Origin of the sequence: Paenibacillus sp. FSL R7-0204 (genome assembly GCF_038002225.1) — a bacterium.
Lineage (GTDB): Bacteria > Bacillota > Bacilli > Paenibacillales > Paenibacillaceae > Paenibacillus_AQ.
The window spans coordinates 4,246,467-4,272,459 of the sequence record NZ_JBBOCA010000001.1 but is presented as its reverse complement, the minus strand read 5'-3'; the positions used below and the strand labels follow the sequence as shown (position 1 = coordinate 4,272,459).

Sequence of the window (25,993 nt, the reverse complement as noted above, 5' to 3'; positions counted from 1 at the left end):
ATGAAAAATTCATAATAGTGACCCCTAAATATTAATAAAAGACTTATTGCGTCCACAATAACCTTTATTGTGTAGAGGTGTTAAGCAACGGGTGTCAGGGGCTGTAAGTTAAACTCGTCTCTATTAACATAATTTCAATATATGAAAAATTCACAATAGAATACATAAAAACACCCACCATATCTACATATACCTTCTAAACGCCTTACGACATCTGTACCTATCCTCTTCAAAACGGAAAAAGTAAACCTAAACTCCTCACCGGAAAAATGAAACTATAAAATATAACTTGTTGTGAAAACTGGGAAATAGAGTTTATACTAGAGTTGTAGCTGGAAATACTACCATATCATTTGACTGCCGGAATTAAGTGACAAGGGGCAAAGACTGTTCTTCTCTAAGGATTCTAGGACAAAATCACCCTTACGGGTGAATGAGATTACCTGCGCGCCACTTATCCATAACAGAAGAAAATTAGAATTTCCTAAAAAACAAAAAAAACACCCCGGGAGGTGTCTTATGGCGTTTATGATTGCCCAGCGGGCGTTTATAAAGGTATACCTGATTACTATGGTGGAGCAGCACAAGGGGTATGGTTATCAGATGCTTGAGGATTTACGCAGAGATTTCAAAGCTCATGGCTATTCGCCTCCCCAAAGTGAAATTTACCGCGCCCTGCATGAGCTGGTGCAGCAAGGGATACTTTACCGCACCAAGCAGCTCAAGGGGAATGATCCGAAGGTCGATTTTCAGGAGATTGTCCTGTATCATTTCACTTCGGACGGGGAGGAGAAGGCCAAGCTGTATAAGAAGCAGGTGAAGGCCGACCTGGACCGTTGTCTTGGAATTCTTAATAAGGCGGTAGCAGACAACTTCTGATGGGAAATGCCTGAGCCGTAAGCCTCATCCATATCAGTCTATCCACGAGGCTCGCAAGCAGTGACCTGCCGTCTCAGGTATCCTCTTCTTCAGAATCCTGGCCCGGTGGGGTTACCGGCGAGCTTGCGCTGCCATATTCCTCCACGGCTTCCCAGGCACCGGCGTCATCGAATCTTCCGCTATTCTGCTGGCGTCCTTCGCCTGCACCGGCGGGCGGCGGGGTCATGACCTCTTCTTCCACAGGGCGTGCGTCAGTGTCACTGCTGGTTGGGGCATGCTCCACGGTAAAGCGGGTGTAGGGGATGGCCTCAAGCCGTTCATAAGGAATCTCTTGCTTGCTGGCCTCGCAGATGCCGTACGTTCCGTTATCCATCCGAGCAAGTGCAGCCTCGATCTCCGTTAATTCTTCGGATAGCGAGGTGTTGATGGACAGGTCGCGGCTGCGTTCAAACGTCTCCGTGCCTGTATCGGCGGGATGGTTATCGACCGAAGAGAGCTCCCCCGTGGAGAGGATAAGAGAATCGCCGAGCAGGCTGTCTTCAGCTCCATTGCCGGAGAAATGCTGCTCCAGCTCTGCCTTGCGCTTCTCAAGGGCTGCCCGGATTGTATTTAATTGGTCTTTGGTTAAGTGGCTCATGTGTCATCTTCCTTTCAGCTTGAGTAGTAGTTACACTGTCGTAATCTTTCCTTACCCTAATGTGTTATAGGGCAATCAGCAGGCATCCCTATGCTGAATTGTAACTTTAGTGATATTTTCATGCTGCTTTCACCCTGTTATAATAATACCTGCCGGATGAATGCAGCATACACTTGGAGGTTATGAAATGGACGAACATATGAAACGGCGGCTGGATAAGCAGAGAAAGCTGTTCAGCCAGCTCGGTATTACCCTTGATGCACTTACAATTCATGAAAAGGAATTCAGTATGAAGCTTCGCGGCTATGACGCCGAAGAGGTGGATACGTTCCTGGACAGCGTTATTAAGGATTATGAACGGTTCTATGCCACCATAGCGGATCTGATGGATAAGTGGCAGGAGCAGCAGATTGAGATGAAAGAGCTGAAGGCAGAGGTGAAGACCGCAGCCACTCCGGCCCCTGTGCCGATTATTAAGGGGATCGATCCGCAGGATCTTGAGGATATCATCATCAAGCTGGAAGCCAATGTTCGTCAGCTCAAGGACAGATTGCCTATGCCCCGCACGGAGGGGTATTTATAAGCCCTGTGCAGCCACAGCGTGAGAGACAACAATATGCAGCATAAGTATAACTCTGGACGGGGGTTGGACCATTGCCGGAGAAGCATGCTTGGAGCTTGAAGATCCGCGGCAAAATCGCACTTGGATATGTCATCATACTATTAATGCTAGGGCTATTTCTGATTATAGTCTCTGGCCGGATTAACAGCCTGGAGAAAGAAACCGTGTTCTTGAGCGATCATGATATAGAAGTTCATGAACTTACATATCAAATTGAGAAAAATGTACTCGATATGGAGACTGGACAGCGCGGGTACGTCCTTACCGATGATGAGTCTTACCTGGCACCGTATAATGACGGGCTGGTGCAGTGGAGGATTAATGCAGCGAAGCTGAACAATCTCATTGCCGATAACCCGAATCAGGTGCGGAATCTGGACACGATTACGGATAATATCGAGAAGTGGGTCGATGTCGCCGGGCAGCATGTGGTTGAGCTGAAGAAGAATGGCAATACAGAGGCGGTCAACGCTTTTTTTCGCAACGATACGGGGAAAAATCTCGTCGACACGATCCGTTCCCAGTCCGATTACTTCCGAGACATCGAACGAACCCTCACGAACGACCGGATCAGCAATCTGAAGGACAGCAATCACAAGCTGCTGATCACCATGTACATATTATGGGGATTGGTGGTCGTACTTGCGCTGCTCATCACTTATCTGCTCTCGGCCAGCATTGTAAATCCTCTGCACAGCGTCATACAGGCCATCAACAGCATTGCCTCCGGCGGTAACCGCTCAGAGCGCATTAAGGTGAAGACGCTGGATGAAATCTATGATTTGGGCGAAGCGACGAACGGGCTGCTGGATAATGTGCAGCGGGAGCAGTGGATGAGCGAACAGCTCACCTCAATGTCCATTGCCTTGCAGGAGACTATTGATATGCCTTCGCTGTGCAGAATTTTTGTCAGCCGGTTGTCGGTTATGCTGGAAATGCAGTATGCCACTATATATGTCGTGAATAACGGGGAACTGTTCGAACGCATCTATTCCTATGCAGGAGCAGAGAATAAGGAAGAGCTCATAGGGCCGGAGGTTATTCAGCCGGGAGTAGGCCTCGCAGGTCAATGTGCGCTGGATCAGCGGATGAATGTGATTGAGCAATTGCCTGATGACTATATCTACATCAACTCTGCTCTGGGCAGAACGGCACCCAGATTCGCTGTGATCGCTCCGATTATTTTTGAGAATAAGACCGTTGCTGTACTTGAGATTGCTGCGCTGACCCGATGGGCGCCTTACCATTTCGGGCTGCTGAAGGAATTGCTGGATATGATGGGGGTTACCGTGAATTCGGTGAAGACCCGGATGGAGATCCAGAGGCTTCTGCATGAATCGCAGGTGATGAACGAAGAGCTTCAGGTTCAATCGGAGGAGCTTCAGACGCAATCCGAGGAGATGCAGATGCAGACGGAGGAGCTTCAGAGTCAGACCAGCGAGCTGCTCACCGTGAACAAGGAGCTTGAGAACCAGAAATCTGTAGCCGAGAATGCCGCGATTGAGCTGGAGCGGTACAATGAACAGCTGGAGCAGAGCTCGCGCTACAAGTCTGAGTTCCTGGCCAATATGTCGCATGAGCTGCGTACGCCGCTGAACAGTATGCTGATTCTCTCACAGCTCCTGACGGAGAACCGCAATCATACCTTAAATGAGGAAGAACTGGGCTATGCCTCAGTCATCTACAATTCCGGCAGTGATCTGCTGAATATGATTAACGATATTCTGGATCTCTCCAAGGTGGAAGCCGGCAAAATGCTGGTGGAAATGGATGCCGTCAATCTCACCGAGCTGCCCGCACTGCTGCAGGGTTATTTCGGCAAGCTTGCCGAAGCGCAGAATGTTGAGTTTAACGTGACCCTGAACCCGGAGGTTCCGGATCTGTTCTTCACCGATGAGATGCGCCTGCATCAGATTCTGCGGAATCTGCTGTCCAATGCCTTCAAATTCACTGAGCAGGGCTCGGTTACCGTGGAGATTACCAAGCTGGCGGCATATTCGGATCAGCGTTACATAACAGAGGGGCCGGTGTTGGCCTTTGCTGTACAGGATACCGGAATCGGCATCTCTGCGGAGAACCGTGAGCTGATCTTCGAGGCCTTCCGCCAGGTGGACGGAACGACTGCCCGCAAATTCGGGGGAACCGGTCTGGGCTTATCCATCTCCCAGCAATTGGCTCAGCTTCTGGGCGGACACATTAGCCTGGAGAGCGAAGAGGGCAAGGGTAGTACATTCACCTTGTATCTCCCATGCCGTGAACTGGACAGTGAAGAAGAACCCGTCCATCCGGCGGAGCTGGCTCAGACTGCAGCCGGGGCGGAGCATTCCAGGACCATTCATGATACAGGGCAGCCGGGTAATGGCCAGGACTCCCTGTTCGAGAAAGAATACGCCATGCTGCAAGGCAGGACTGTCCTGATTGTAGATGATGATATGCGCAATATCTATGCCCTTCAGAAGGGTCTGGAGCCTTACGGAATGACCATCATGACCGCTCAGACAGGGTATGAATGTCTTCAAGTGGTTAGAGAACAGCCGGAGGTGGATATCGTACTCCTGGATATTATGATGCCGGTTCTGGATGGCTATGACACGTTGTCTATTATTCGTGAGGAGATGCATCTCACCGACCTCCCGATCATTGCGGTCTCTGCCAAGACGATGAGGGAAGACCGTGAGCGTTGCCTGGCCGCCGGAGCCACTGATTTCATCAGCAAGCCGGTATTGATGCAGGACGTCATTACACGAATGTGCCGGTACATTTGACTTTTCCAAAAACCCATTGACGGCAATACAAGGTATGCTTTATGATGGGTTCATAAATGATCATTTATATGCAGTGGCGTGTTACCTTAACAGGGCATGAGCCAAGATTCGTACTCAATAATTTGAGTCCAGTCTTGGCTCTTTTTTGTGCAAAAAATCAGGCAATGGGCGGAAAGGAGGGGGAACTTGGCGAGGGACACTGAACAATTTCAGGTGCTGCGGGTGATTGGAAATAATGTCGTAATGGTAGAGGGCGGCAAGAAGAGCAAGGAATATGTAATTATCGGCAAGGGCATCGGGTTTGCGCTTAAGGATACGGGTGTTATTGATTCGGATGATCCCCGGATTGAAAAGCTGTTTCGGCTGGAGGACCGGGAGGAATGGAGTCAGTATCAGATTCTGCTGGAGGACATTGATCCCAAGGTCATGAGGATTACGGATGAGATTATCTCTGATATCGCCCGTGAGTTTCCCGGCAAGTTAAACGACAAGATCTATTTGGCGCTCCCCAGCCACATCCAGTTCACCATTTTCCGCTTGCGCAGCGGGATGGACATTGTGAATCCTTTCCTGGAAGAGACCCGGATGACCTTCCCCAAGGAATTTGAGATCGCTTCCAAGGCGGCGGGGAAGATCAGCGAAGGCTTTGAAGTGCAGATTCCTGAAGATGAGGTCGGTTTCCTTACTTACCACGTCTATTCTGCGGTCAGCAATGTGCCGGTGGGCCAGCTCGTGAAGGCCTCCAATATTGTCAGTGAACTAATGGAGATGATCCGCAGTGAACGCAAGATCCGCTTTGAGCAGGGCAGTATGAATCATGTCCGGCTGATGGTTCACTTGAGATTCTCGATTGAACGGATTCTGCAGGGTTCGCTCATCGACAATCCTTTTGTGAAGCATATCAAGAAGGAATACAAGGATGAATACAAGCTCGCGCATAGGATGGGCAAAGTCATGCAGGGCAAGCTCAGTGTAGACGTACCCGAAGAAGAAATCTGCTTCCTGGCTATGCATCTGCACCGGCTGTTCCAGACGATAGAGAAGAATAAATAGCGGCAGCAAGGAGTGACTTTTATGTTTTCGAGATGGAAAGCTAAAAAAGAAGAGAAACCTACTGAGGGGGTAACCCGCCTGGAGATATACGCTCCGGTCAGCGGACAGTCCGTACCATTAACAGAAGTGCCGGATGAGACCTTTGCTGGCGGGCATATGGGCCAAGGCATTGCCATAGAACCTATAGAGGGACGTATAACGGCCCCTTTTGACGGAAAAATCGCGCATGTGGTCAAAACCAATCATGCTCTAATCCTGGAGCATGCCTCAGGGTTACAGCTGCTGATGCACATCGGAATTGATACGGTCAGCTTGCGGGGCGAAGGCTTCATCAGCCATATTGCCAACGGAGATGAAGTGCAGGCAGGGCAGACGCTGATCGAATTCGATCTGGAGGCGATCCGGGCTGCGGGGTACCGTACCATTACTCCAGTGATTGTGACCCATAACGGGGAGGAACCTCCGGAGGTCGATTTCCATTACGGCCAGGTTACGGCAGGAACGAGCAGTATTCTTACCACAGCAGCTTCACAGCTATAGAACATACACTTATTAATATGAAACCAGGGGGATGATTTCATTATGTTGGCTTTTCTACAGAAGTTAGGGAAATCTCTGATGCTTCCAGTGGCAACTTTACCGGCGGCAGCTCTACTGCAGGGACTCGGCCTTCTCGATTACGAAAAGGATTTACATCTGGGTAGCGCTATCGGCGGATTCTTGAACCAGTATGTTGCTCCATTCTTAAACGCAGGTTCGGGTGCGATTTTCGGCAACTTGGCACTGATCTTTGCGGTAGGGGTTGCCATAGGCTTTGCCGGTGATGCTGTAGCTGCTTTATCGGCGCTTATTGCGTATATGGTTCTTACCAAAGTATTGTTGATCGTACCGGGAACCTTTAGTTTCATAGGTGACGATGTAGTGCTGGATATGGGCGTACTTGGGGGGATCTTTGCTGGTGCATGGGCCGCTTTCCTATACAAAAAGTATCACAATATCAAATTGCCAGATTGGCTCGGCTTCTTCGCAGGTAAACGGTTTGTTCCTATTGTTACTGCAGCCTCGACAATGGTATTGGCGGTCTTCATTGGTATGGTCTGGAGCCCGATACAAGATGTTATCAGTGATTTCGGTAACTGGGTAGTAGGCTTGGGTGCCATTGGTGCCTTCGTGTTCGGTACGGCGAACCGTCTGCTCGTTCCGATCGGCCTCCATCATGTTATCAATACCATTGCGTGGTTCCAGCTAGGTGACTTTACCAATGCAGCCGGCGAGGTAGTCCATGGTGACGTTTGGCGTTTCCTGGCCGGAGATAAAAGTGCAGGAATGTTCACCACCGGCTTCTTCCCGATTATGATGTTCGCTCTGCCTGGTGCGGCGCTTGCTTTCATTCATACCGCAAAACCGGAGAAGAAAAAGCTGGTAGCCTCCATCTTTATTGGATCTGCAATTGCCTCTATACTTACCGGGATTACCGAACCGCTGGAATTCTCATTTATGTTTTTGGCACCGTTATTGTACCTTGTCCATGCGTTATTGACCGGTGTGTCAATGGCTCTGATGTACATCCTGGATGTACGGCTCGGATTCAGCTTCTCTGCAGGTCTAATTGACTATCTGACGAACCTTAAGATTTCAACGAACGCATGGGTACTGTTTCCGGTAGGGTTGGCATTCTTCCTACTATATTATGTTTTATTCCGCTTTGTTATCATCAAGTTCAACCTCAAAACTCCCGGACGCGAGGATGACAGCGAGGAGGAGGTCATTGAACTGTCCAAAGGCGGGGCGACCGTGTCTTCCTCTTCCAGAGCCGCCAAGATTCTGGAGAATATCGGTGGTCCTGGGAACATCCGCAGCATCGATGCCTGTATCACCCGCTTGCGCCTTAACGTAAATGATGACAAGGCGGTTAAAGACTCCGCGCTTAAGCAGCTTGGTGCTTCCGGTGTGATGCGGCTTGGGCAGGGTGCCGTACAGATTGTGTTCGGACCGCAGTCTGAGCAGCTCAAGGATGATATCAAGAAACTGATGTAGCTTGAAGCTTGTTAACAGAGCAGAATAGCATTTTACTGGCAGGCATCCTTCGCGGGGTGTCTGTTTTTTGCACAATTTCACCAATTTTCGTTTTGAATACTTTGCTTCCGGGTAAGGAGATAAAAATCTGTTTGTTTAGCTATCTATAATTTGAGGTCTGCGAAAGGATGGGTATACGTGAGAAAAAGGCGAATGGCCGGACCTGTAATCCGGCGGATATGGACGGCTGTCATCTGGCTGGGGCTAGCCGTAGCACTGAGTGCATCAGCGGGTGAGGCGCAAGCTTCGCCAGCTGCGGGCAAAACGATTGAGGTCAATCTGGACGATAAACCGTTGTCTTTTGAGAAAGCTCCCTTGCTGGATAAGGGGACAACGCTGGTTCCATTCCGACCGCTGTTCGAGGCCATGGGACTTGAAGTAGGTTGGAACCCCGCGCAGCAGACAGTAACCGGTACGAAGGAAGGTCTATCCATCGTCATGAAGATAGGCAGCAAGACGGCCACCGTCAACGGCACCAGTGTTCAACTATTGCAAGCGCCAACAATTATCGATAATTATACAATCGTCCCGCTCCGCTTCGTCGGAGAATCCACTCAGGCACTGGTGGCATGGAACCCGTATAAGCCGCAAATTCTCGTTTACACCGACCCTTATCTGGCGGCGAACGGCCTGACCAAAGCAACGGCGAAAGCGGCGGTTGACAAGCAAATTGCTGAATTCAAAAAAGTATATGATGAGCAGATCGCCAGCCAGCCGCCGGAGCCCAAGCCGCCAGCTCCAGGGACTGTGCCGAATGCTCCTGCCGGAGACGGTTCCTACAAGCCAGCGGCTTCGGACCAGGTGAATCTGAGCAATCTGCAGGGAATGTATTATGGCTTCAGCCCGGACTATGACGGGTATGAATGCGGCGGGATGTGCTGGAATATCATCACCTTCCTGCCGGGTAATAAAGTGGTTGTGGATGCTCCAAAGCAAGGCGGACCGGAAACGATCAACTGCTCGCGTGACGGCTGCCAGACTTACACGATACAGAGTGGTAAGCTGAAGCTAAGTAACGGAGACACTTATGATATTGCGGTCAAATCCGGTAAGCTGCATATTGACGATGTTGAGCTCGGCCGGGTCAAGGCTGTCAAGAACGGGTTGACCCTAAGCGGCACTTATGTTCACCGCGGCTTCCAGGGGCTGGCCGGAATATCAGCCGGATCGACCTCCTGGACACGGACGCTGGTGCTGAACAGCAATGGTACCTTCACCAGCGATAACCTGATGCTGGGTACTGTTCAGGGCGGGGCGCCTACAACAGGCGGGGCCGGCGGGTCTGACACCGGCTCCTACAAGATAAGCGGGAATACCATCGTATTCGCTTTTGGCAACGGCAAAGTATCCAGCTCTCTATTCTTCCAGCATGATGACGGCAGTATCCAGGTTGGCGATGAGAATTATGACAAGGAATAGGAAGAAACAGTAACACAGAAACGGTCCACGGGAATACCCAAGGGACCGTTTTTTGGTATGGATAGTGTATAAGCTCTTCGGTACGTGCGCATTCGTCCGCTTGCTCCTTAACGGCCGACGTTGATCACCTTGCGGGTCCAGGACGGCTCGCTGCCTGCCGCACGTAGCAGGCAATCGGCACAGGCAGCATATGGAAGCGCCTGGAGCGGATGTATGCGGGCCGATGGGCCTGCCGAATAATTAAAAGAACTCTCTGCGTATTTAAGCACGGATGCCCGTACGATCACCCAGTGTCGAATACATCCCCTTGGCGTATAGTGAGCCCCGTTGCAGGGGAGAGCGCCTCCGGTCTGCGTACCACAGCTATCACCTCGTGTCCCGCTGCAAGTGCCTGCTCCATTACTTTTCTTCCCGTTCCTCCAGTGGCTCCGATAATTGCAATTTTCATTATGATATTCTCCTTTAAATGCACAGTCGTGAATTAGTAAGCATGTATGTATAATAATAGGCAGAATAAGTAACGATACAAGTCTTAAAAAGCCTGATTCTGTGCATTAATTCACGACTTCAACGGAATTGTGCAGTAATCTACAGGAAAGCTGGTGAGGATAGAGTGTTAAAGATTGACCGGAGAATACGCAAGTCCCAGGAAGCCTTAAAAAAGGCTGTAATTGAGCTGATGCTGGAGAAGGATTTTGATCAAATTACAATACAGGACATTGCCGATAGAGCGGATGTCAGCCGAAGAACCCTTTATCTTCACTACACAGACAAATTTGATCTTCTGGACAAGCTCATAGAAGAGCATATCAGCAATGTACGCGAAATCTGTGAAAGTTCTGACGATGCTGCCGGGTATACCGAAATGGGATTGGTGTGGTTTGAATATTTTGAGAGGCATTCGATGTTCTTCTCTGTGCTGCTGGGGAGTAAAGGCAGCGTTTTTTTCCGGGGGCGGTTTCTTGAATTCTTCCTCGGCGAGCTGGAGAAGGATAAGAGCCTGTCCGGAGAGAGCGGCAAGGAGTCAGCCAAAATCAGAAATGTGGACATCCAGTTTCTGGGATCGGCAATCGTTGGGGTAGTGGAATGGTGGTTCAAGAATGGACAGCCGCTCCCTCCAGACGTAATGGCACAGCGGATCGGGAACTTGCTGGAGAGAAATCTTGAGGCAAGGTGATACAAATTAGCCCCAGCCTTCGTCTTACTTATAGCTGCAGCGGATAAGGAGGATTTACCTAATGAATATTCCGGAATCAGACCCATACAAATTAATCTTTTATGAGCATTACCCGAGTGTGCGCCGCAAGCTGGCGGCACTTGTGAGGGACGAGAGTGCTGCTGATGATCTGGCGCAGGAGGTTTTTATCAGACTCTACAGAAATCCGCCGGATGATCCAGCGGCTCTGGGGGCGTGGCTGCATAGAGTGCTTACGCGGATCGGATATGATTATCTGAACCAGCGGGTGAGAGAGCGGCGTCTGATCAACAAGCAGGAGCTGTTATATGATCCGGGGGCTTCTGCTCCTACAGGGGAAGAAGTGGTCCTCAGCAAGCTGGATCAGGAAGATGTGCGGAGCTGGCTGGAGGATCTTCCGGAACGGGACCGGCAGGCACTGCTGCTTAAGTATTCGGGCTATAGCTACGCAGAGATTGCCGGGGAGCTGGGAGTGAGGCCGCCTGTGGTCGGTACCCTGTTAAGCCGGGCGACAGCCAAACTGAAACACCATGCGGTGAAATCCATTCCGCAAGAATAATGAGATCCGGGAGGAAAGAGACCATGAATAGAGCAAACGGGCAGGTACAGCTCCAGAGCACAGATGAAGCCTGGGCTAAATTACAGGAGAAGCTGGGAGACGAGCCGGTCAATCCGGTGTGGGCTACATGGGGCAAGCAAGAGACCCCTCTAGAGGAACAGACTGTCAAGGCTGATAGATCAGATAGAACAGAACCGGAAGCAGATGTTGTGCTTCAGGCAGCTAAGGCGGATAGTCGTGCAGCAGCGGAGCCAGTGCAGAATACAGGGCGCAAGTCACGCCGGCCTGTGATGAGCCGCACCCGCAAGTGGGCCTCAGCGGCGGCAGGCGTAGCGATTTTCGCAGCAATTCTGGCTACTCCGGTAGGGAATACAGCCATGGCAGCCTTGCTGAACCAGTTCAAGATGCAGGAGGCCACTGTTGTTGAAGAAGGCGATCTGCGGGATATGTTTTATCAGATAACAGAGAATGGTAATGGCAATGGCAATATCGAGCAATCCCTTGAGGCCTTCGGTGACGTCTCAATCAGTAATGGTGAGATGAAGGAGAATGTTCCGCTCAAGGATATCCAAGGCTTGCTGGGCTACGAGCCGCTGAAGGGGTCCATTATGGATTCAGTCAAATTTGTTCAGGTAAGCGGGACCCATGATATCACACTGAACCTGAAAGTGGAGGAAGTGAACAAGGCACTGAAACGTCTGGGCTCACAAGATCTGCTGCCTACATCTGTAGATGGCAAGCCGATTACGCTTCATATCCCCGAACAGGTGAATTACGATCTGGGCTCAGATCAGCACTGGGGAGCCTTGTCACAGATGAACACACCTGTCGTTACTGTAGATCCTTCTGTGGATCTGGACGAAGCGATTGATGCCGTTGTGAACTTCCCGCTGATTCCAGATAATCTGAGAAACAGCCTGCAGAAGAGCCGGATCTTGTCCGGAGATCTGCCGATGCCGCTGATTAAGGGCAGTCATGATGAACAGATTACGGTGGCTGGTACGCCGGTGATTCTTACTGAAATGAAGTACAGTAACGGCAACAGCTATACGGCTGTCTGGGTGCAGAAGGGGCAGTTTCTGCAGCTTAGCGGCGGAGACCTTTATCCTGACCGCGAGCAGTTCATCCAGAAGGTACAGGAGTTGATCACACAATGAGCAGTATCCCTGCGATTGATGCGAACGCCTTGACCAAAGCTTATCCGAACGGGCGCGGTTGCCGGGATGTTACTTTGACTGTGGGGAAAGGGGAAGCCTTCGGCTTCCTCGGCCCCAACGGTGCCGGCAAGAGTACCTTTGTCAAAATGCTGGTCGGACTCATCTCGCCAACGGACGGGCAGGCTTCCATCCTGGGCCATCCGCTCGGCTCAATCGAAGCCAAAATGAAGATTGGCTATCTGCCCGAGCTGTACCGCTACCAGGATTGGCTGACCGGTGAAGAGGTGGTCAGGCTTCATGCCAAGCTGTGCCGGATTCCGAAATCCGTCATGGATCAGAGAATTCCCGAGCTCCTTCAGGAGGTAGGCATCGGGCTGCGTGGAAGGGACCGGGTCAAGCATTATTCCAAGGGAATGCAGCAGCGGCTGGGTCTTGCGTGTGCGCTGGTGAATGACCCCGAGATTCTTTTCCTGGATGAACCCTCCTCAGCCCTTGATCCCATCGGGAGAATGGAAGTGCGGAAGATTCTGCAGCGGCTGAAGGAACGGGGAATTACTATTTTTCTCAACTCTCATTTACTTGAGGATGTTGAAGTGCTGTGCGACCGGATGGCTCTCTTGAGTAACGGAGCGGTCCTGCGGCACGGCAAAGTAGCGGATATGCTGAACAAGCGGACAAGCTGGCATTTCAAAGTGGGCGGATACACGCCTTTTTTGCTGTCCTGGCTTAATGAGCATACAGGGCTATCCATCCGGCAATCCGTGCCTGCGGCGGGTAAATCGGGCAATGCTCCGGCACAGGAAGAGTCAGATTCAAGCGTCGTGTGGCTGGAAACGGAGCTGGATCATGAGGAGCAGGCGGGCTGGCTGAACGGGCTGATGGTAGAGCAGGGGATGACGCTGTACCAGGTGAACCGCCAGACTGAACGGCTGGAGGATTGGTTCATGGATGCGGTCGCCGGGCTCAGTCATAGGGGGGAGAAGGAATGAGAACCATACTGGAAATGACCTGGAAAGAAATGCTGCGCAAAAAAGTGATGCTGCTAACCCTCCTGCTGACCCTGGTGTTCCTGATTGCCTTCTGGTTCGTGGCGGATACCGTGGGGACGAATGATCCGGGGGCCGGAACGCTGGGGAATGGCAGCGGGTTATTCATGCAGTTCATGAACGGCGCTTTTATTCTGAGTCTGGGCTTCTTCTTCGGCGCGTTCGTTATTGCCTTTCTGGCGATCTTCAGCTCTTTCTCGGTGATTGCCGGTGAGGCGGAACAGGGGGTCATGCAGGCTCTGTTGCCCCGGCCGCTGCCGCGCTGGAAATGGTATCTTGGCCGCTGGCTGGGCTTCGTTACGCTGGGAACGATCTATGCCCTCATTCTGTTCACTGCAATTCTACTGATTACAAGTGCCCACGCGAATGTTCCCAGAGATGCAGTCGTGCTTACAAAGTCATTCCTGCTGTTCGCTTCTGTAGTTCCCTTGTTAATCTCCGTATCCATGCTGGGTTCAGGACTATTCTCGGCGCTTGGCAACGGTGTGTTCATGACGATGCTCTATGGGGCGGGATTTCTCGGAGGGATGGTAGATAAGCTTAGCAGTTCGCTGAGACTGGAGGACGACGGACTGAAGGTGCTGAATAATCTGACCGGAATGATCTCGATGATTATGCCGGCAGATACCTTGCAGCGCCGAATGACTGTCGAGCTGTTCAGCTTGAAGGATATGAACGGCATGGTATCCATGAATAGCGGGGCGCTTAGTCTGATGAATTTCAATTCATTTCCGTCTAATACCTTTGTCGTTTACGCTGTAATCTACACTGTGGTTATCTTTGGGCTGGGGCTTCTGCGCTTTCAGCGTAAGGATCTCTAGGAATCGACCATGCTTATTATTAAATCAAACAAAGCAGCGCCCCGAAGGTTCCTGTTCAGGAGCTTCAAGGGCGCTGCTTCGCGTGCCGTGCGGGAATCATTTGGTCACGCCGATCTCGATCCAATCCGTAGACCAGTTACCAATCTCTCCAAGAATAGGGGCGAGGGCCGTACCTTTATCGGTTAACGAATACTCAATTCGTACGGGCATCTCAGGATATACAGTGCGCTGTATGATCCCTTCCGTCTCCATTTCCTTCAACCGGTCTGACAAGACCTTGCCGCTAAGATTGGACAAGCAATGCTCAATTTCTCCGAACCGCCGCGGACCATCCATCAGGACGAACACGATCAGGGCGACCCACCGCTTACTAAGCACATCTACCGCTTTCTCAAACCGCGGGCACATCTCAAAATCATTCATAAGGATCACCTCAGCATTCATTATATCATAAACTTACAATAAGTAATTATAAATATTTAAATATATATTATAACTTGACGAAGTTATATTACAATGATAAACTAACTTACAAATAGTTACTATGACAAAACTTAAATATCTCAATTTAAACTAAGTGTATGCTTTCGAAGCAACGCTATCAAACTTTTAGGACGGTGCTCTTATGATTAACCCAGATATCCTATCTATCCTACAAAACAAAATCAGCCGGATTCCTATGGAACACTCCACGAATATATTGGTCGGACCTATTACCCTGCCTGTCAATCTGGACGGGGAGACGATTACTTTCAAATGGTACAGCTGGCTGAATGTGACGGATGAAGAGCTTCAGCACGCTGAAGGCAAGGAGGCTACCGAGCTGCTCATCAGCCGGTTATCCTCGATGAAGCTTGCGGATGGACAGCAATCCAGTGTCCTGGTCTACGGAGATTTCGAGCATTCCGAGGAAGCGCTGATCCGGATGCACAGCATTTGCCATACCGGGGACATCTTCGGCAGCAAGCGCTGCGATTGCGGCTTCCAGCTGCATCAGTCGATGAAGATGATTGCGCAGCATGGCGCCGGGGCACTCTTTTATCTGGCGAATCATGAAGGAAGGGGTATTGGCCTGTTCAGCAAAGCGATGGCATATCTGCTTCAGGAAGAAGGGTATGATACTGTGGAGGCCAATCTGGAGCTTGGGTTCGCCGATGATTCCAGAGATTACACAGATGCGATTAGCGTGCTTCAGCACCTGCGCAGCCATCCGGTGACCCTGATCACCAACAATCCGAAGAAGCTGGAAGCACTCCGGGCTGCCGGAATGAACACAGTGAAGCGGGTGCCGCTATGGGGCGACGTATCGGCCTTCAATGAGAAGTACCTGCGGACCAAGGTGGCCCGTTCCGGACATCTGGAGGCTGTGCCGGGTGCAGAGTTTTTTGAGGGAAGAGTGGCAAAATAAGCAGGGCAGATGCTGGCGGAGGGAAAGGGACGAGGAAATAGGTAGTACTTTTGTATTCATTCTATTATAATGGGGTACTGAACCCAATTCTTAGCTTAGTGAGGTAACCTATGAATGCTATTCAAGTGCAGGACTTGCGCAAGACCTTCAAAGTCCAAAAAAACCGCGAGGGCCTCAAAGGGGCCTTCGCTGATTTGTTTAAACGGCAATATTCCGAAGTGACGGCAGTGAAGGACATCTCGTTCAGCATTCCCGAAGGTGAAATCTGCGGATATATTGGGGAGAACGGGGCAGGGAAGTCTACTACGATCAAAATGCTTACCGGAATTCTTGTCCCTACCGCCGGCAGTCTGACTGTCGGCGGCTTCGTGCCGTACGAGGAGCGCGAGAAGTTCGTGCAGAACATCGGCGTTGTCTTCGGCCAGCGGAGCCAGCTCTGGTGGGATATCGGCGTGATTGAGTCGTTCCAGCTACTGCGCAAGGTATACCGCGTGTCCGAGCAGGACTTCAAAAAACGGCTGGATGAACTGGTGGAACGCCTGGAGCTTCAGGATCTGCTGAACCGTCCGGTCCGTAAGCTGAGTCTTGGGCAGCGGATGCGCTGCGAGCTGGTAGCCGCACTGCTGCACAATCCGTCCATTCTGTTCCTGGATGAGCCGACGATTGGACTGGATATTGTCGTGAAGTCGGAGATCCGCGAATTTCTGAAGGATATGAACCGGGAGCATGGCACAACCATCCTGCTGACGACTCATGATTTGCAGGATATCGAAGCGCTCTGTTCACGGGTCATCATGCTGGATGACGGGCGGATTATCTATGACGGAGGTCTGGATGACCTGAAGCAGCGCTGGGGAACCGGGCGTGAGGTGCAGTTCCAGTTCGGAACGGCCACGAAGCTGCAGCAGCTGATCGGCTGGACGGAAGGCATGCCGGTTACCTGGACCGCAGAGAATGAGCTGGCGGCCAAGGTCTGGATTCCGCTGGAGCTGAATGTATCGGATGTGCTGGGCCGGGTCGTTGGACAGGCAGATATTACAGACATCAAAATCATCGAAACGAATACGGATGACATCGTCCGCAGTATCTACCAGTCAGGCTCGGCAGAGAAGCCGGAGGAGCGGATCGCCGCACTCAGCGATGAGAAAGAGGTTATCCATGTCTGAGAAGCTGGCAACGGCAGTTCCCTCCTCCGGCGGTTCCCGGGGCGGTTCCGGGGAGAATGGGCGGAGGCTGCTGCTTGGCGCTTATTTTGATTTTATCCGTATCCGGTTCCTGACGATGCTTGCTTACCGGGTAAATTACTATTCGGGGATTCTGATCTACACGCTTAATATCGGGGTGAACTATTTCACCTGGAGAGCGATCTATGGCGATGGTGAATCGCTTGGCGGCTTTACCGGGGCGCAGATGACCACGTATGTGGCGGTGTCCTGGATGGCACGGGCCTTCTACTTCAACAATCTGGACCGGGAGATCTCTACGGATATCCGTGACGGAAGCATCGCGATCCAGTTCATCCGGCCTTATAATTATGTTCTGGTCAAAATGATGCAGGGTCTCGGCGAAGGCCTGTTCCGCTTCATGATGCTGATGATCCCGGGCATGGTGATTGCCATTCTGCTGTTTCCGGTACAGCTTCCTACGGAGCCTTCGGCTTGGGCCGGGTTCCTGGTCATGCTGTTCTTCAGCTTCCTGATCAGCTCGCAGATTAATATTATCACAGGCCTGTCAGCCTTCTTCGTGGAGAACAATGAGGGGATGATGCGCATGAAGCGTGTGGTCGTCGATCTGTTCTCGGGGCTGATTGTGCCGATTACGTTATTCCCGGACTGGTTGTCTTCCGTGCTTAAAGTTCTTCCCTTCCAAACGATTACCTATCTGCCGGGTTCTGTATTTACAGGCCGGGTGCAGGGGGTAGGCATCTGGAATGTGCTGGGTATCCAGGTCATCTGGTTCCTGATTCTGCTCATTCCAATTGTCTGGCTAAATCACGCAGCGCGTCAGCGGCTGTTCGTGCAGGGGGGTTAAGCTGAGCTATGTACTACCTGGGCTTATTGATTGAATACTTGAAGAATTATATGAAAACACGGTTAACCTACCGCGCGGACTTCTGGGTGGAGGTTATCTCCGACCTGCTGTTCCAGGCGACGAACTTTATCTTCATCCTGGTCATCTTCATGCATACCGACAGCCTGGGCGGCTGGAATCAGAACGAAGTGGTGTTCGTCTACGGCTTCTTCATGGTTCCGTTCGGCGTGTTCAGCTGCTTCGTTAATATGTGGGGCTTCAGTGAACGGTATATTGTCAAAGGCGAAATGGACCGCGTCCTGACCCGTCCGGCACATAACCTGTTCCAGATCTTCCTGGAGAATGTAGACCCGCCGTCATTGGTCGGATCCTTCATCGGGCTGATTGTGATGGCAATCAGCGGCAGCAATCTGGGCCTGCCGTTTGAATGGTGGACCCTGCCGATGCTGATTCTTCTGACGCTCAGCGCTGTAGCCATTTATACAGGGATCTATACTACACTGACCTCGTTGTCGTTCTATTCGGATGCGCCGACAGGCATTCTGCCGCTGATGTATAACATCCAGACGTACGGACGTTATCCGGTAACGATCTACAACCGGGCGATTCAGGTGCTGCTTACCTGGATTATCCCCTTCGCTTTTGTCGGGATCTATCCGGCAGCCTTGTTCCTGCACCGCGATGAGATGCGGACGATGGCGCTGCTGACTCCTCTGGTCGGTGTGGTCTTCCTCAGCATCGGCCTGATGGCCTGGAGCTACGGCGTCAAACGGTATAAGGGCGCTGGTTCTTAAGACGCTTGAATGAAATAGATGTACAGAGAGGGTTGTCCCGCAGCATAAGTCTGGCTGCCGGGGCAGCCCTCTTTGTCAATAAAATAACAGCAATCGCTTTCCGCAGGATGTTCGCTTTCAAGTGAAACGTACTATCCAGATGCTCGGAAAATGCTACTTATCTAAATGTTGAAAGCGCATAATAAGAGAAGAGAGGTACAGCATTCTAATGGGGAAAGAAGGATGGGACAGAATGGATAAATACATAGTCGGCATTGACCTGGGCGGAACCAATATCAAGGCAGGCCTATTCGATGAGCATTTCACAGCCGTGGAGGAGTTGTCGATACCCACAGAAGCGCAGCAGGGTCCGGCACATGTGCTGGAGCGGATCAGGCTTGCTGTTACACAGCTATGTGCAGGAAGCGGAACTTACGAGTCGCAGATTGCCTGTATGGGCATGGGAATCCCCGGTCTGCTCGACCCGGAGGAGGGCCTGTCGGTCTTCTCACCGAATTTTCCCGGCTGGGAGCAGGTTCATGTGGTCAACGAAATGAAGCCGTACTACAGCTTCGAGGTCTACATAGATAACGATGTGCGGGTTAATCTCTACGGGGAATGGCAGCAGGGGGCCGGACAAGGGCATAAGCATCTGATACTGCTCACACTCGGGACCGGTCTCGGCTCCGGGATGGTTCATGACGGCAAGGTGCTCTACGGGACAACCTTCAGCGCTGGTGAAATCGGACATATGAATATGTTCCGGCAGGGACGGCCCTGCCGCTGCGGAAGCTCTGGATGCCTGGGGAGGTATGTATCTGCGGTGGGGATGGTGAATACCTTCAAGGAGAAGCTGGAGGCAGGAAGGGGCAGCCTAATTCAGACCTGGACGAAGCACGAACAGGATCAAATCACAGCTCAGATGATTTCAGAGGCTTACGATCTTGGAGACCCCTTGGCCATTGAGGTCATGCATGAGACGGGGGAGTTGCTGGGATTCGGGCTGGCGAATGTGATTAATCTGCTGAACCCGGAGCTGGTTATTATCGGGGGCGGCATGGCCGCAGCCGGAGACCGGCTCCTGAATAGTGTCCGCGATACCGTAAACGCCCATGCGCTGAAGCTATCCGCAAGCCGGTGCCGGATTGTTCAGGCTGAACTGGGCAGCCGTGCAGGTACGCTGGGTGCTGCTGTATATGCTTATCAGAAACAGAAGCATACACAACTAGACCATTCTAATTGAGCAAAAATTCGCGTGCTACTGGCCGCATCTGCCTGATGCAAAACTATTGAAATTCAATAATTCACCATATGTCCATATAAAAGCTCGAAATCGACATGAATCGTCAAATTAACCCAATGAATACAGTGACTTGCAGGCGCTATACTGATAACAACGCAGGTTACTGGAATATATATCCTTCCCTTCTATAGAAGCAGCATGGATGATCCGGTTCTTCAACAACTGCGAATTATAATCACGGGCAAATTGAATGAACCGTTAGCTGGTTGCTGAAGGTATTCATGCGTTCGATAAGGAGCCGTTCATGTTATGAATCTCGTCATTGGGGGAAATGGCGGTCTGGGCCATTCCATCACACAAGAATTACTGTCACGGGGCAAGCTAGTGACGGCTACATACCACCGTTCCAGTCAGGCTCTGCGCAGGCTGAAGGGGCCGCTGCTGACCCTGGCGGAAGTAGATGTAATGAATGAGAAGGTGCTGGCTGAAGTGCTGAATGGAGTAACAACCCTCTATTTCTGTCTTAATGTGCCGTATCAGGATTGGTACTCTGTCATGCCAGAGGCGCTGGAGCGGGTAACCCGCCAGCTTAAGACTGGCCAGACCCTGGTATTTCCGGGCAATATCTACGGTTACGGCAAGCTCCAATATCTTCCGGCGGATGAACGCCATCCGAAGGAGGCACGAACCCGCAAGGGGAAGCTGCGGAATCAACTGGAGGAGCTGCTTAAGACGGAGGCTGAACGGCGGGGCTTCCGTTATGTGATTCCGCGATATCCGAATTGCTACGGTCCCAATGTCACAAACCGCTTATTCGGACCGATCTTCAGCGGAGCCCTCCAAGCCAGAACGATTAAGTGGCCGGTGAAGCTGGACGTTCCGCATGATCTGGTCTATATCCGCGATGCGGCCAGAGCGGCCGTGCTGCTGGCGGAGAGCGGTGAGCAGGGGGAGTGGCATGTGTCCGGCTCCGGAGCTATTGAGGGGCGGCAATTCCTGATGAATATCCACCATGCGGCTGGCAGTCCGGGAAAGTGCTGTGCGGTGCCGAGCTGGGCAGTCGGATTAGCCGGTATGTTCAATAAGGAAGCTAACGAATTCCATGAGCTTCTATATGAATTCGAGTATCCTCTGCTGCTGAATGATAACAAATTCATGAAACGGTTTCCAGAATATAATCCGACATCGTATAAAAATGCCATTAAGGAAACCATAGAATGGTTCCGTGAAGAGCTGGGTTAGCGGATTAAGCCAAGAGAAATGAGCAGTGGTGCTTTTCATGACAAGTTTGCAGAATTGTACGCCGTCCCGGGTAGCATGATATGCTATAGGCAGTAATACACGGGAGGTAATAGGATGACACGCGACATACAGCATGTGCCTTATGGTTATGAACCGCCAGTGAATGAACGTAAGGGAACGCTGATCTTCTATGATTCCTTCGAGCATATATCGGATATGGAGCTGCTTAAGGCGGCGGAGACGGCAGTGGAGCGCAAGTTCACGAAGCTGGTGCTCTACCCGCTGCATGAAGAAACCGTCCGGCGGATGACGAAGGAGCCGGTGAAGGCCTGGTATAAGCGGGATGACCGGCTGCATGCGTGGGAAAAAGAGCAGGGACAGTCCTTCATCACCGTAGAGAGCCTCGAAGGTAAGCGTAAGAAGTATACCCCGATGGATTCGGCGCTGCGTCATATCTGCGACATTTACCCCGCACCGTATTTCCTCTATCTGACTCCAGCTATGGCGAATCTGTTCGCCTCCTTCTCCTCTTTCGAGGAGTGGATCGTCAAGCTGCGTCTGCTGCTCTCCGAAGCGCCGGCTGAGGTCCATCCGCGCCTCGAGAAGTTCCGTCACCGCTGGGATGTGGCAGGCAGGGAACGCTGAACGGGTTACACATGGGTTACACTTTAGTCCGCTTCATTCCGGCAGGCGCAGGCCAGCCAAGCCTTGACAGTAGTGTTCTACTGCTGCAAGGACTGGCTGGCCTGTTCTGTGAAATGGACTAGAGATACTCGAAAATCCTCGATTATGCACGGTTTGGTCTTTCTTCCTCCGCACTGCATATTCCTATAAACGGAACACATAATCCCGTATCGGGACAAAACCCCGGGCTATCAGCGCATAAAGCTTTGGCAAAATCAGGATTCCGTCGGCTTAGGAATTTGAAATAGCAGACAATCTCATGATTGCGGACAGGCAAACTGTTCAGCTGGAAAGAGATCGGAACCTTCGTGTTTACATGCCGATAAAACAAACCGTTCTTGGTAAACGGCGGCGGATACGCATTAGCCGGCAAAGTCGGAATAATGTCATGGACGTTGACAATACGAAAACTGTTTTTTACCGTGTGGTTGAAAAAGGAAGAAAATTTCGGGTCTGCGACACGCGGACTGCCGTATGAATACACGACAGGATGTTTAAATCCGGTGTTCACCGCAATATCCAAAGCAGTCAATACGGTTAAAGCCCCTCCCAGACTGTGGCCTGCAATCAACAGTCTTTTATTCGTAGAAAGTTTGTTCAATTCCTCGATCAATTCATCTCTTGCCGATTGATAAATACATGTAAAACCGCGATGGGTTTTTCCGGCATTTCTGACAAATGGAAAGGGAACTTGATACAAGTCCTGGTCTGACTCATTGTCCTTAAATGTTCGTGTTCCTCTGAAAATCATTATGACATTATCTTTCGACTCCGCGAGAAAGCCGAATACTTCTTCCTCCGGCTGTTCGACACCTGCAAGCGCTAGAATGTTGAATCGAAGGGTATAACCTTGCGGCAGAACTACCTTTTCCTTCTCAAAAAGCCGGTAAGCCTGATTGATCATGGCCGCAAGCAATATCGCGTCTTCGTTGCTGTACATGCCTGGAATTTTCAAAACTGCAACTCCTCCTTAATATTCAAGGATTCGAGCTCTAGCATCCTTGAAACGGAAAGCACATGCCGGTATCAGGACAGAACCCCGGATTTTCGTCGCATAACGCTTTGGCGAATTTGGGATTCTTTTGACTGAGCTTGTTAAAATAGCAGGCAATCGAGTCGTTGCGCGGCACATTGTTCAGTTGAAAAGAGATGGGTACCTTCGTTTTTACATGCCGATAAGTAATTCCTCTCTTTGTAAAAGGAGGCGGATACCTTCGGGCCGGGAAAGTCGGGAAAGAGTCATGAATGTTGACGATTCGCGCACTGTTTTTAATCGTACTGTTAAAGCGGGAAACGAAGTTGGGGTCTCCGATGCGAGGACTGCCGTACGTATAGACGAACGGATGCTTGAACCTGGTGTTTACTGCAATATCCAAAGCGGCCAGCGTGGCCAAAGCCCCACCGTAGTTGTGGCCGGTAATATACAGCCTTTTAGCTGTCGAAAGCTTGTTTAATTCACGGATTAAGTTGTTTCGGGTTGATCGATACAAACATGTAAAGCCACGAGAGGTTTTCCCCCCGCTTCGGACGAAAGGATATGGGGTCAGAAAGATGTCATATGAGGCAAGAAGGTCTGCCGGATACGAAGCGTATCCTCTAAACGCAACAACGATTTGATCCCGCGACACGGCGATAAAGCCGAATACGAGCTCCGTAGGGTTCTCAACGTCGGCAAAAGCGCGGATCGTAAATCGAAGCTTAAAGCCTTCCGGCAAGACAAGCTTTCCCTCAAAAAAGAACGGGTAGGTCTGATAGCTCATCGCAGAGAGAAATATGGCTGTTTTGCTATCAAAAACAGGCGGTTTGTGAGCGAAAACCATCTGTATACCTCCTTTCCGCATGAGAGATTATTCTTCGTCTTCTTCCTAAGCTTGAACAATCCGTGTGGTTGACTTGGCCAGATTGTTAAGGGTTCTTGATTATTAATATGAAACCTATCCCTAAATGATGATGTCACCGACTGGTGAAATGCGAAAATACCATACAGAAACTGCGCGATTCGCTTTTGAATTTGTTTTCTGGAGGTTCGCCGACAGTTTACCGTCAATATACGCTAAGCCCCTGCCAAAATTTAAAATTATTATCCATTGACAGGAGCAGTTTTTTTGTGGTTTTATTATGTAGACCAATTGTTATAATCGTTGGATCGTCAAGATAAGGAAGTGTAGAGCTTGTCGAACAAGCCTAATGCACGCGAGGCCATTGTAGATACGGCTTCCAGATTGTTTTTTACACAGGGGTACCATGCTACCGGACTGAATCAGATCATCAAGGACAGCGAATCGCCCAAGGGCTCCTTGTATTATTATTTCCCCCACGGCAAAGAGGAGCTGGCCCTGACCTGCATTAACCGGACTAGTGAAGAGGTAGCCCGTTTATTGCGCCATTACATGGAGGGTGAAGCGGCACCGGCTCAGGCTGTGCAGAATTTCATCATGTCTATGGCAAATGAGGCGGAGAAGTCCTCTTTTGAAGGACTGGTTCCGTTCAGTTTCTGGGTAGCCGTGGAGACCTCCTGTGTCAGCCATGAGCTGCGCACTGCTTGCCAGTGTGTCTTCAGGGATTGGCAGGATATTATTGCGAAGCGTCTGATCCGGGAGGGGGTACAGGAGGAAACGGCAGAGCGCAAAGCTTCGGTGGTGGTCTCCTTGTTCGAGGGAGCGCTGCTGCAGGCGTTGACCTGCAGAAATATTCAACCGCTGGAAGCAGCGGCAGAGTGCATTCCGGCAATATTGGCTTAACCGTAATACGCAAGACCATAGAGAGATATACACAGATACCAGGAGGATACGAGAGTGAACGCAACTATGACTGACAAGGGGTCAAGCACCCCCCGGCAATTCAAGACTTTACCCATTCTGATCTCCCTGCTGATTGCCGGCTTCATCGGCATGTTCAGTGAGACCGCCCTAAATGTAGCTTTAAGTGATCTTATGAATGTCCTGCAAATTACACCATCGACGGCGCAATGGCTGACTACGGCCTATCTGCTGACGCTGGGCATTCTGGTTCCGATCTCCGGGATGCTTCTGCAGTGGTTCACCACAAGACAGCTGTTCGTCGCTGCCCTATGCTTCTCCATTCTGGGCACGTTTCTTGCAGCGATGTCGCCGAATTTCGAGTTTCTGCTCACTGCGAGAGTGGTGCAGGCGATGGGAACCGCGCTGCTGCTGCCGCTGATGTTCAATACGATTCTAATCATCATTCCCGCTGAGAAAAGAGGGGCGGCGATGGGGCTTATCGGCTTGGTAATCATGGTAGCTCCAGCGATTGGACCTACGATTGCCGGTTTGCTGATTGAGAGCTTGAGCTGGCACTGGATCTTCTGGCTGTCCCTGCCGTTCCTGGTAATGGCTCTAATTAGCGGAATTCTCTTCATGCAGAACGTCACGGAAGTGACAAAACCTAAGATTGATGTCCTGTCCATTATTCTGTCCTCCTTCGGCTTCGGCGGTATTGTCTACGGCTTCAGCAGTGCTGGTGAAGCAGAAGGCTGGGGAAGTCCAAAGGTTATTATCGCCATCGTGATCGGTGCGATTGCCCTTATTCTGTTCTGTATCCGCCAGTTGACGATGAAGCAGCCAATGATTGATCTGCGCGCCTTCAAGTTCCCGATGTTCGTGGTTGGGGTACTGATGGTCTTCATCTGTATGATGGTTATTCTCTCCTCGATGCTGATTCTTCCTATGTATCTGCAGCAGGGACAAGGGTATTCAGCCTTCAAGGCAGGATTACTGCTGCTGCCGGGCGGAATCATCAACGGTCTGATGTCGCCGGTGATGGGACGTCTGTTCGACAAATACGGTCCGAAATGGCTGGTGATCCCAGGACTGGCGCTCGTCGCCGTCTCCTTGTGGTTCTTCTCGGGAATTACAGCTACTTCGACCGTTGTCTTCGTGATCGTGCTTCACAGTGTGCTGATGATCGGAATCTCCATGATTATGATGCCTGCACAGACGAATGGTATCAATCAGCTTCCGCTAGAATACTACCCGCATGGTACTGCCATTATGAATACACTCCAGCAGGTGGCGGGTGCGATAGGTACAGCGCTGGCGGTAAGCATCATGACCTCCGGCTCCAAAAGCTACATGCAGACCGTCACTAACCCGGCTGATCCGCTGAACATAGGCGCTGCCTTCACTCATGGAGTGCAGAATGCCTTCATCTTCGGGATGGTCATGGCTATTATAGGTCTGGTGATTGCGTTCTTCCTTAAGCGTGTCATCGTTTCGCACAAGACTCAGGCTTCTATGCATTAATTACCATGGAATTGAATAACAACCTCTCCTTGCTAAAATGGGCAATCATTTGGCGGGAGAGGTTTTTTTGTGCGTGTTAATGTATGGAGGCGGATGTCGGAAAGGCTGGACTTCATTTGGT

Annotated in this window: 27 protein-coding genes; 21 read left to right on the top strand and 6 right to left on the bottom strand. The window is 51.0% G+C overall.

What is annotated here, in order from left to right; translation table 11 throughout:
• The first annotated feature begins 519 nt into the window (after positions 1–519).
• Entirely contained in the window at positions 520–879 is a 360-nt protein-coding gene (locus MKX42_RS18845; RefSeq protein ID WP_340753846.1) for a helix-turn-helix transcriptional regulator, read from the top strand.
• Between the two features lie 73 nt (positions 880–952).
• Here MKX42_RS18845 and MKX42_RS18840 read toward each other — a convergent pair whose 3' ends face one another.
• Positions 953–1,516, bottom strand: a complete 564-nt coding sequence (locus tag MKX42_RS18840; RefSeq protein ID WP_340753845.1) for a TraR/DksA C4-type zinc finger protein — start codon at positions 1,514–1,516, stop codon at positions 953–955.
• 187 nt (positions 1,517–1,703) lie between these two features.
• Between MKX42_RS18840 and MKX42_RS18835 the strand changes: the two genes are divergently transcribed.
• The 6 genes from MKX42_RS18835 (at position 1,704) to MKX42_RS18810 (ending at position 9,451) form a co-directional block, all read left to right on the top strand.
• Complete coding sequence (locus MKX42_RS18835; protein ID WP_340753844.1) at positions 1,704–2,099, top strand: DivIVA domain-containing protein; 396 nt, start codon at positions 1,704–1,706, stop codon at positions 2,097–2,099.
• A 71-nt stretch (positions 2,100–2,170) separates the two neighbouring features.
• The gene (locus tag MKX42_RS18830; RefSeq protein ID WP_340753843.1) at positions 2,171–4,903 is read left to right on the top strand and encodes a CHASE3 domain-containing protein; all 2,733 of its coding nucleotides are present in this window, start codon (positions 2,171–2,173) and stop codon (positions 4,901–4,903) included.
• 186 nt (positions 4,904–5,089) lie between these two features.
• Positions 5,090–5,956, top strand: a complete 867-nt coding sequence (locus MKX42_RS18825) for a PRD domain-containing protein (protein WP_340753842.1) — start codon at positions 5,090–5,092, stop codon at positions 5,954–5,956.
• 21 nt (positions 5,957–5,977) lie between these two features.
• Positions 5,978–6,496, top strand: a complete 519-nt coding sequence (locus MKX42_RS18820) for a PTS sugar transporter subunit IIA (protein WP_340753841.1) — start codon at positions 5,978–5,980, stop codon at positions 6,494–6,496.
• 42 nt (positions 6,497–6,538) lie between these two features.
• Positions 6,539–7,993 carry a PTS transporter subunit EIIC gene (locus tag MKX42_RS18815; RefSeq protein WP_340753840.1) on the top strand — a complete coding sequence of 485 codons (1,455 nt, stop codon included), beginning with the start codon at positions 6,539–6,541 and terminating at the stop codon, positions 7,991–7,993.
• A 177-nt stretch (positions 7,994–8,170) separates the two neighbouring features.
• On the top strand, positions 8,171–9,451 hold the full coding sequence (locus tag MKX42_RS18810; protein ID WP_340753839.1) for a stalk domain-containing protein: 1,281 nt from the start codon (positions 8,171–8,173) through the stop codon (positions 9,449–9,451).
• Between the two features lie 107 nt (positions 9,452–9,558).
• Here MKX42_RS18810 and MKX42_RS18805 read toward each other — a convergent pair whose 3' ends face one another.
• On the bottom strand, positions 9,559–9,738 hold the full coding sequence (locus MKX42_RS18805) for a hypothetical protein (RefSeq protein WP_340753838.1): 180 nt from the start codon (positions 9,736–9,738) through the stop codon (positions 9,559–9,561).
• Positions 9,735–9,899 carry an NAD(P)H-binding protein gene (locus MKX42_RS18800; RefSeq protein WP_340753837.1) on the bottom strand — a complete coding sequence of 55 codons (165 nt, stop codon included), beginning with the start codon at positions 9,897–9,899 and terminating at the stop codon, positions 9,735–9,737. The genes MKX42_RS18805 and MKX42_RS18800 overlap by 4 nt, the downstream gene beginning before the upstream one ends.
• A gap of 165 nt (positions 9,900–10,064) precedes the next feature.
• Here MKX42_RS18800 and MKX42_RS18795 point away from each other — a divergent pair, with 165 nt between their 5' ends.
• The 5 genes from MKX42_RS18795 (at position 10,065) to MKX42_RS18775 (ending at position 14,229) form a co-directional block, all read left to right on the top strand.
• Positions 10,065–10,628, top strand: a complete 564-nt coding sequence (locus MKX42_RS18795) for a TetR/AcrR family transcriptional regulator (RefSeq protein ID WP_340753836.1) — start codon at positions 10,065–10,067, stop codon at positions 10,626–10,628.
• Between the two features lie 61 nt (positions 10,629–10,689).
• Positions 10,690–11,205, top strand: a complete 516-nt coding sequence (locus MKX42_RS18790; protein WP_340753835.1) for a sigma-70 family RNA polymerase sigma factor — start codon at positions 10,690–10,692, stop codon at positions 11,203–11,205.
• A 23-nt stretch (positions 11,206–11,228) separates the two neighbouring features.
• Positions 11,229–12,362, top strand: coding sequence for a hypothetical protein (locus MKX42_RS18785; protein ID WP_340753834.1), 1,134 nt, complete (start codon positions 11,229–11,231; stop codon positions 12,360–12,362).
• Positions 12,359–13,351: an ABC transporter ATP-binding protein gene (locus tag MKX42_RS18780; protein ID WP_340753833.1), complete on the top strand. Its 993-nt coding sequence runs from the start codon at positions 12,359–12,361 to the stop codon at positions 13,349–13,351. Before MKX42_RS18785 ends, MKX42_RS18780 begins: the two co-directional genes overlap by 4 nt.
• Positions 13,348–14,229 (top strand): ABC transporter permease subunit, encoded by an 882-nt coding sequence (locus MKX42_RS18775; RefSeq protein WP_340753832.1) that lies wholly within the window; start codon positions 13,348–13,350, stop codon positions 14,227–14,229. The genes MKX42_RS18780 and MKX42_RS18775 overlap by 4 nt, the downstream gene beginning before the upstream one ends.
• Positions 14,230–14,325: 96 nt before the next feature.
• On the opposite strand, the gene MKX42_RS18770 is transcribed toward MKX42_RS18775, so the two are convergent.
• Positions 14,326–14,652, bottom strand: a complete 327-nt coding sequence (locus tag MKX42_RS18770; protein WP_036728810.1) for a winged helix-turn-helix transcriptional regulator — start codon at positions 14,650–14,652, stop codon at positions 14,326–14,328.
• A gap of 202 nt (positions 14,653–14,854) precedes the next feature.
• Here MKX42_RS18770 and MKX42_RS18765 point away from each other — a divergent pair, with 202 nt between their 5' ends.
• From MKX42_RS18765 to MKX42_RS18735, 7 genes are all read left to right on the top strand, one after another.
• On the top strand, positions 14,855–15,637 hold the full coding sequence (locus MKX42_RS18765) for a GTP cyclohydrolase II (protein ID WP_340753831.1): 783 nt from the start codon (positions 14,855–14,857) through the stop codon (positions 15,635–15,637).
• Positions 15,638–15,747: 110 nt separating this feature from the next.
• Entirely contained in the window at positions 15,748–16,803 is a 1,056-nt protein-coding gene (locus MKX42_RS18760) for an ABC transporter ATP-binding protein (protein WP_036728804.1), read from the top strand.
• A gap of 70 nt (positions 16,804–16,873) precedes the next feature.
• Positions 16,874–17,668 carry an ABC transporter permease gene (locus MKX42_RS18755; RefSeq protein WP_340757732.1) on the top strand — a complete coding sequence of 265 codons (795 nt, stop codon included), beginning with the start codon at positions 16,874–16,876 and terminating at the stop codon, positions 17,666–17,668.
• An 8-nt stretch (positions 17,669–17,676) separates the two neighbouring features.
• Entirely contained in the window at positions 17,677–18,462 is a 786-nt protein-coding gene (locus MKX42_RS18750) for an ABC transporter permease (protein WP_340753830.1), read from the top strand.
• Positions 18,463–18,694: 232 nt separating this feature from the next.
• Entirely contained in the window at positions 18,695–19,684 is a 990-nt protein-coding gene (locus MKX42_RS18745; RefSeq protein ID WP_340753829.1) for an ROK family protein, read from the top strand.
• Positions 19,685–19,993: 309 nt separating this feature from the next.
• Positions 19,994–20,926: an NAD-dependent epimerase/dehydratase family protein gene (locus MKX42_RS18740; protein ID WP_340753828.1), complete on the top strand. Its 933-nt coding sequence runs from the start codon at positions 19,994–19,996 to the stop codon at positions 20,924–20,926.
• A gap of 114 nt (positions 20,927–21,040) precedes the next feature.
• Positions 21,041–21,571 (top strand): hypothetical protein, encoded by a 531-nt coding sequence (locus MKX42_RS18735; protein ID WP_340753827.1) that lies wholly within the window; start codon positions 21,041–21,043, stop codon positions 21,569–21,571.
• Positions 21,572–21,713: 142 nt separating this feature from the next.
• Here the strand turns inward: MKX42_RS18735 and MKX42_RS18730 are convergent, their stop codons facing one another.
• Both MKX42_RS18730 and MKX42_RS18725 read right to left on the bottom strand, forming a co-directional pair.
• Positions 21,714–22,550: a lipase family protein gene (locus MKX42_RS18730; RefSeq protein ID WP_340757731.1), complete on the bottom strand. Its 837-nt coding sequence runs from the start codon at positions 22,548–22,550 to the stop codon at positions 21,714–21,716.
• A gap of 52 nt (positions 22,551–22,602) precedes the next feature.
• On the bottom strand, positions 22,603–23,430 hold the full coding sequence (locus MKX42_RS18725) for a lipase family protein (RefSeq protein WP_340753826.1): 828 nt from the start codon (positions 23,428–23,430) through the stop codon (positions 22,603–22,605).
• Between the two features lie 351 nt (positions 23,431–23,781).
• Between MKX42_RS18725 and MKX42_RS18720 the strand changes: the two genes are divergently transcribed.
• Positions 23,782–24,351, top strand: coding sequence for a TetR/AcrR family transcriptional regulator (locus MKX42_RS18720; protein WP_340753825.1), 570 nt, complete (start codon positions 23,782–23,784; stop codon positions 24,349–24,351).
• Positions 24,352–24,417: 66 nt separating this feature from the next.
• Positions 24,418–25,872, top strand: a complete 1,455-nt coding sequence (locus tag MKX42_RS18715) for a DHA2 family efflux MFS transporter permease subunit (protein WP_340757730.1) — start codon at positions 24,418–24,420, stop codon at positions 25,870–25,872.
• Positions 25,873–25,993 lie beyond the last annotated feature (121 nt).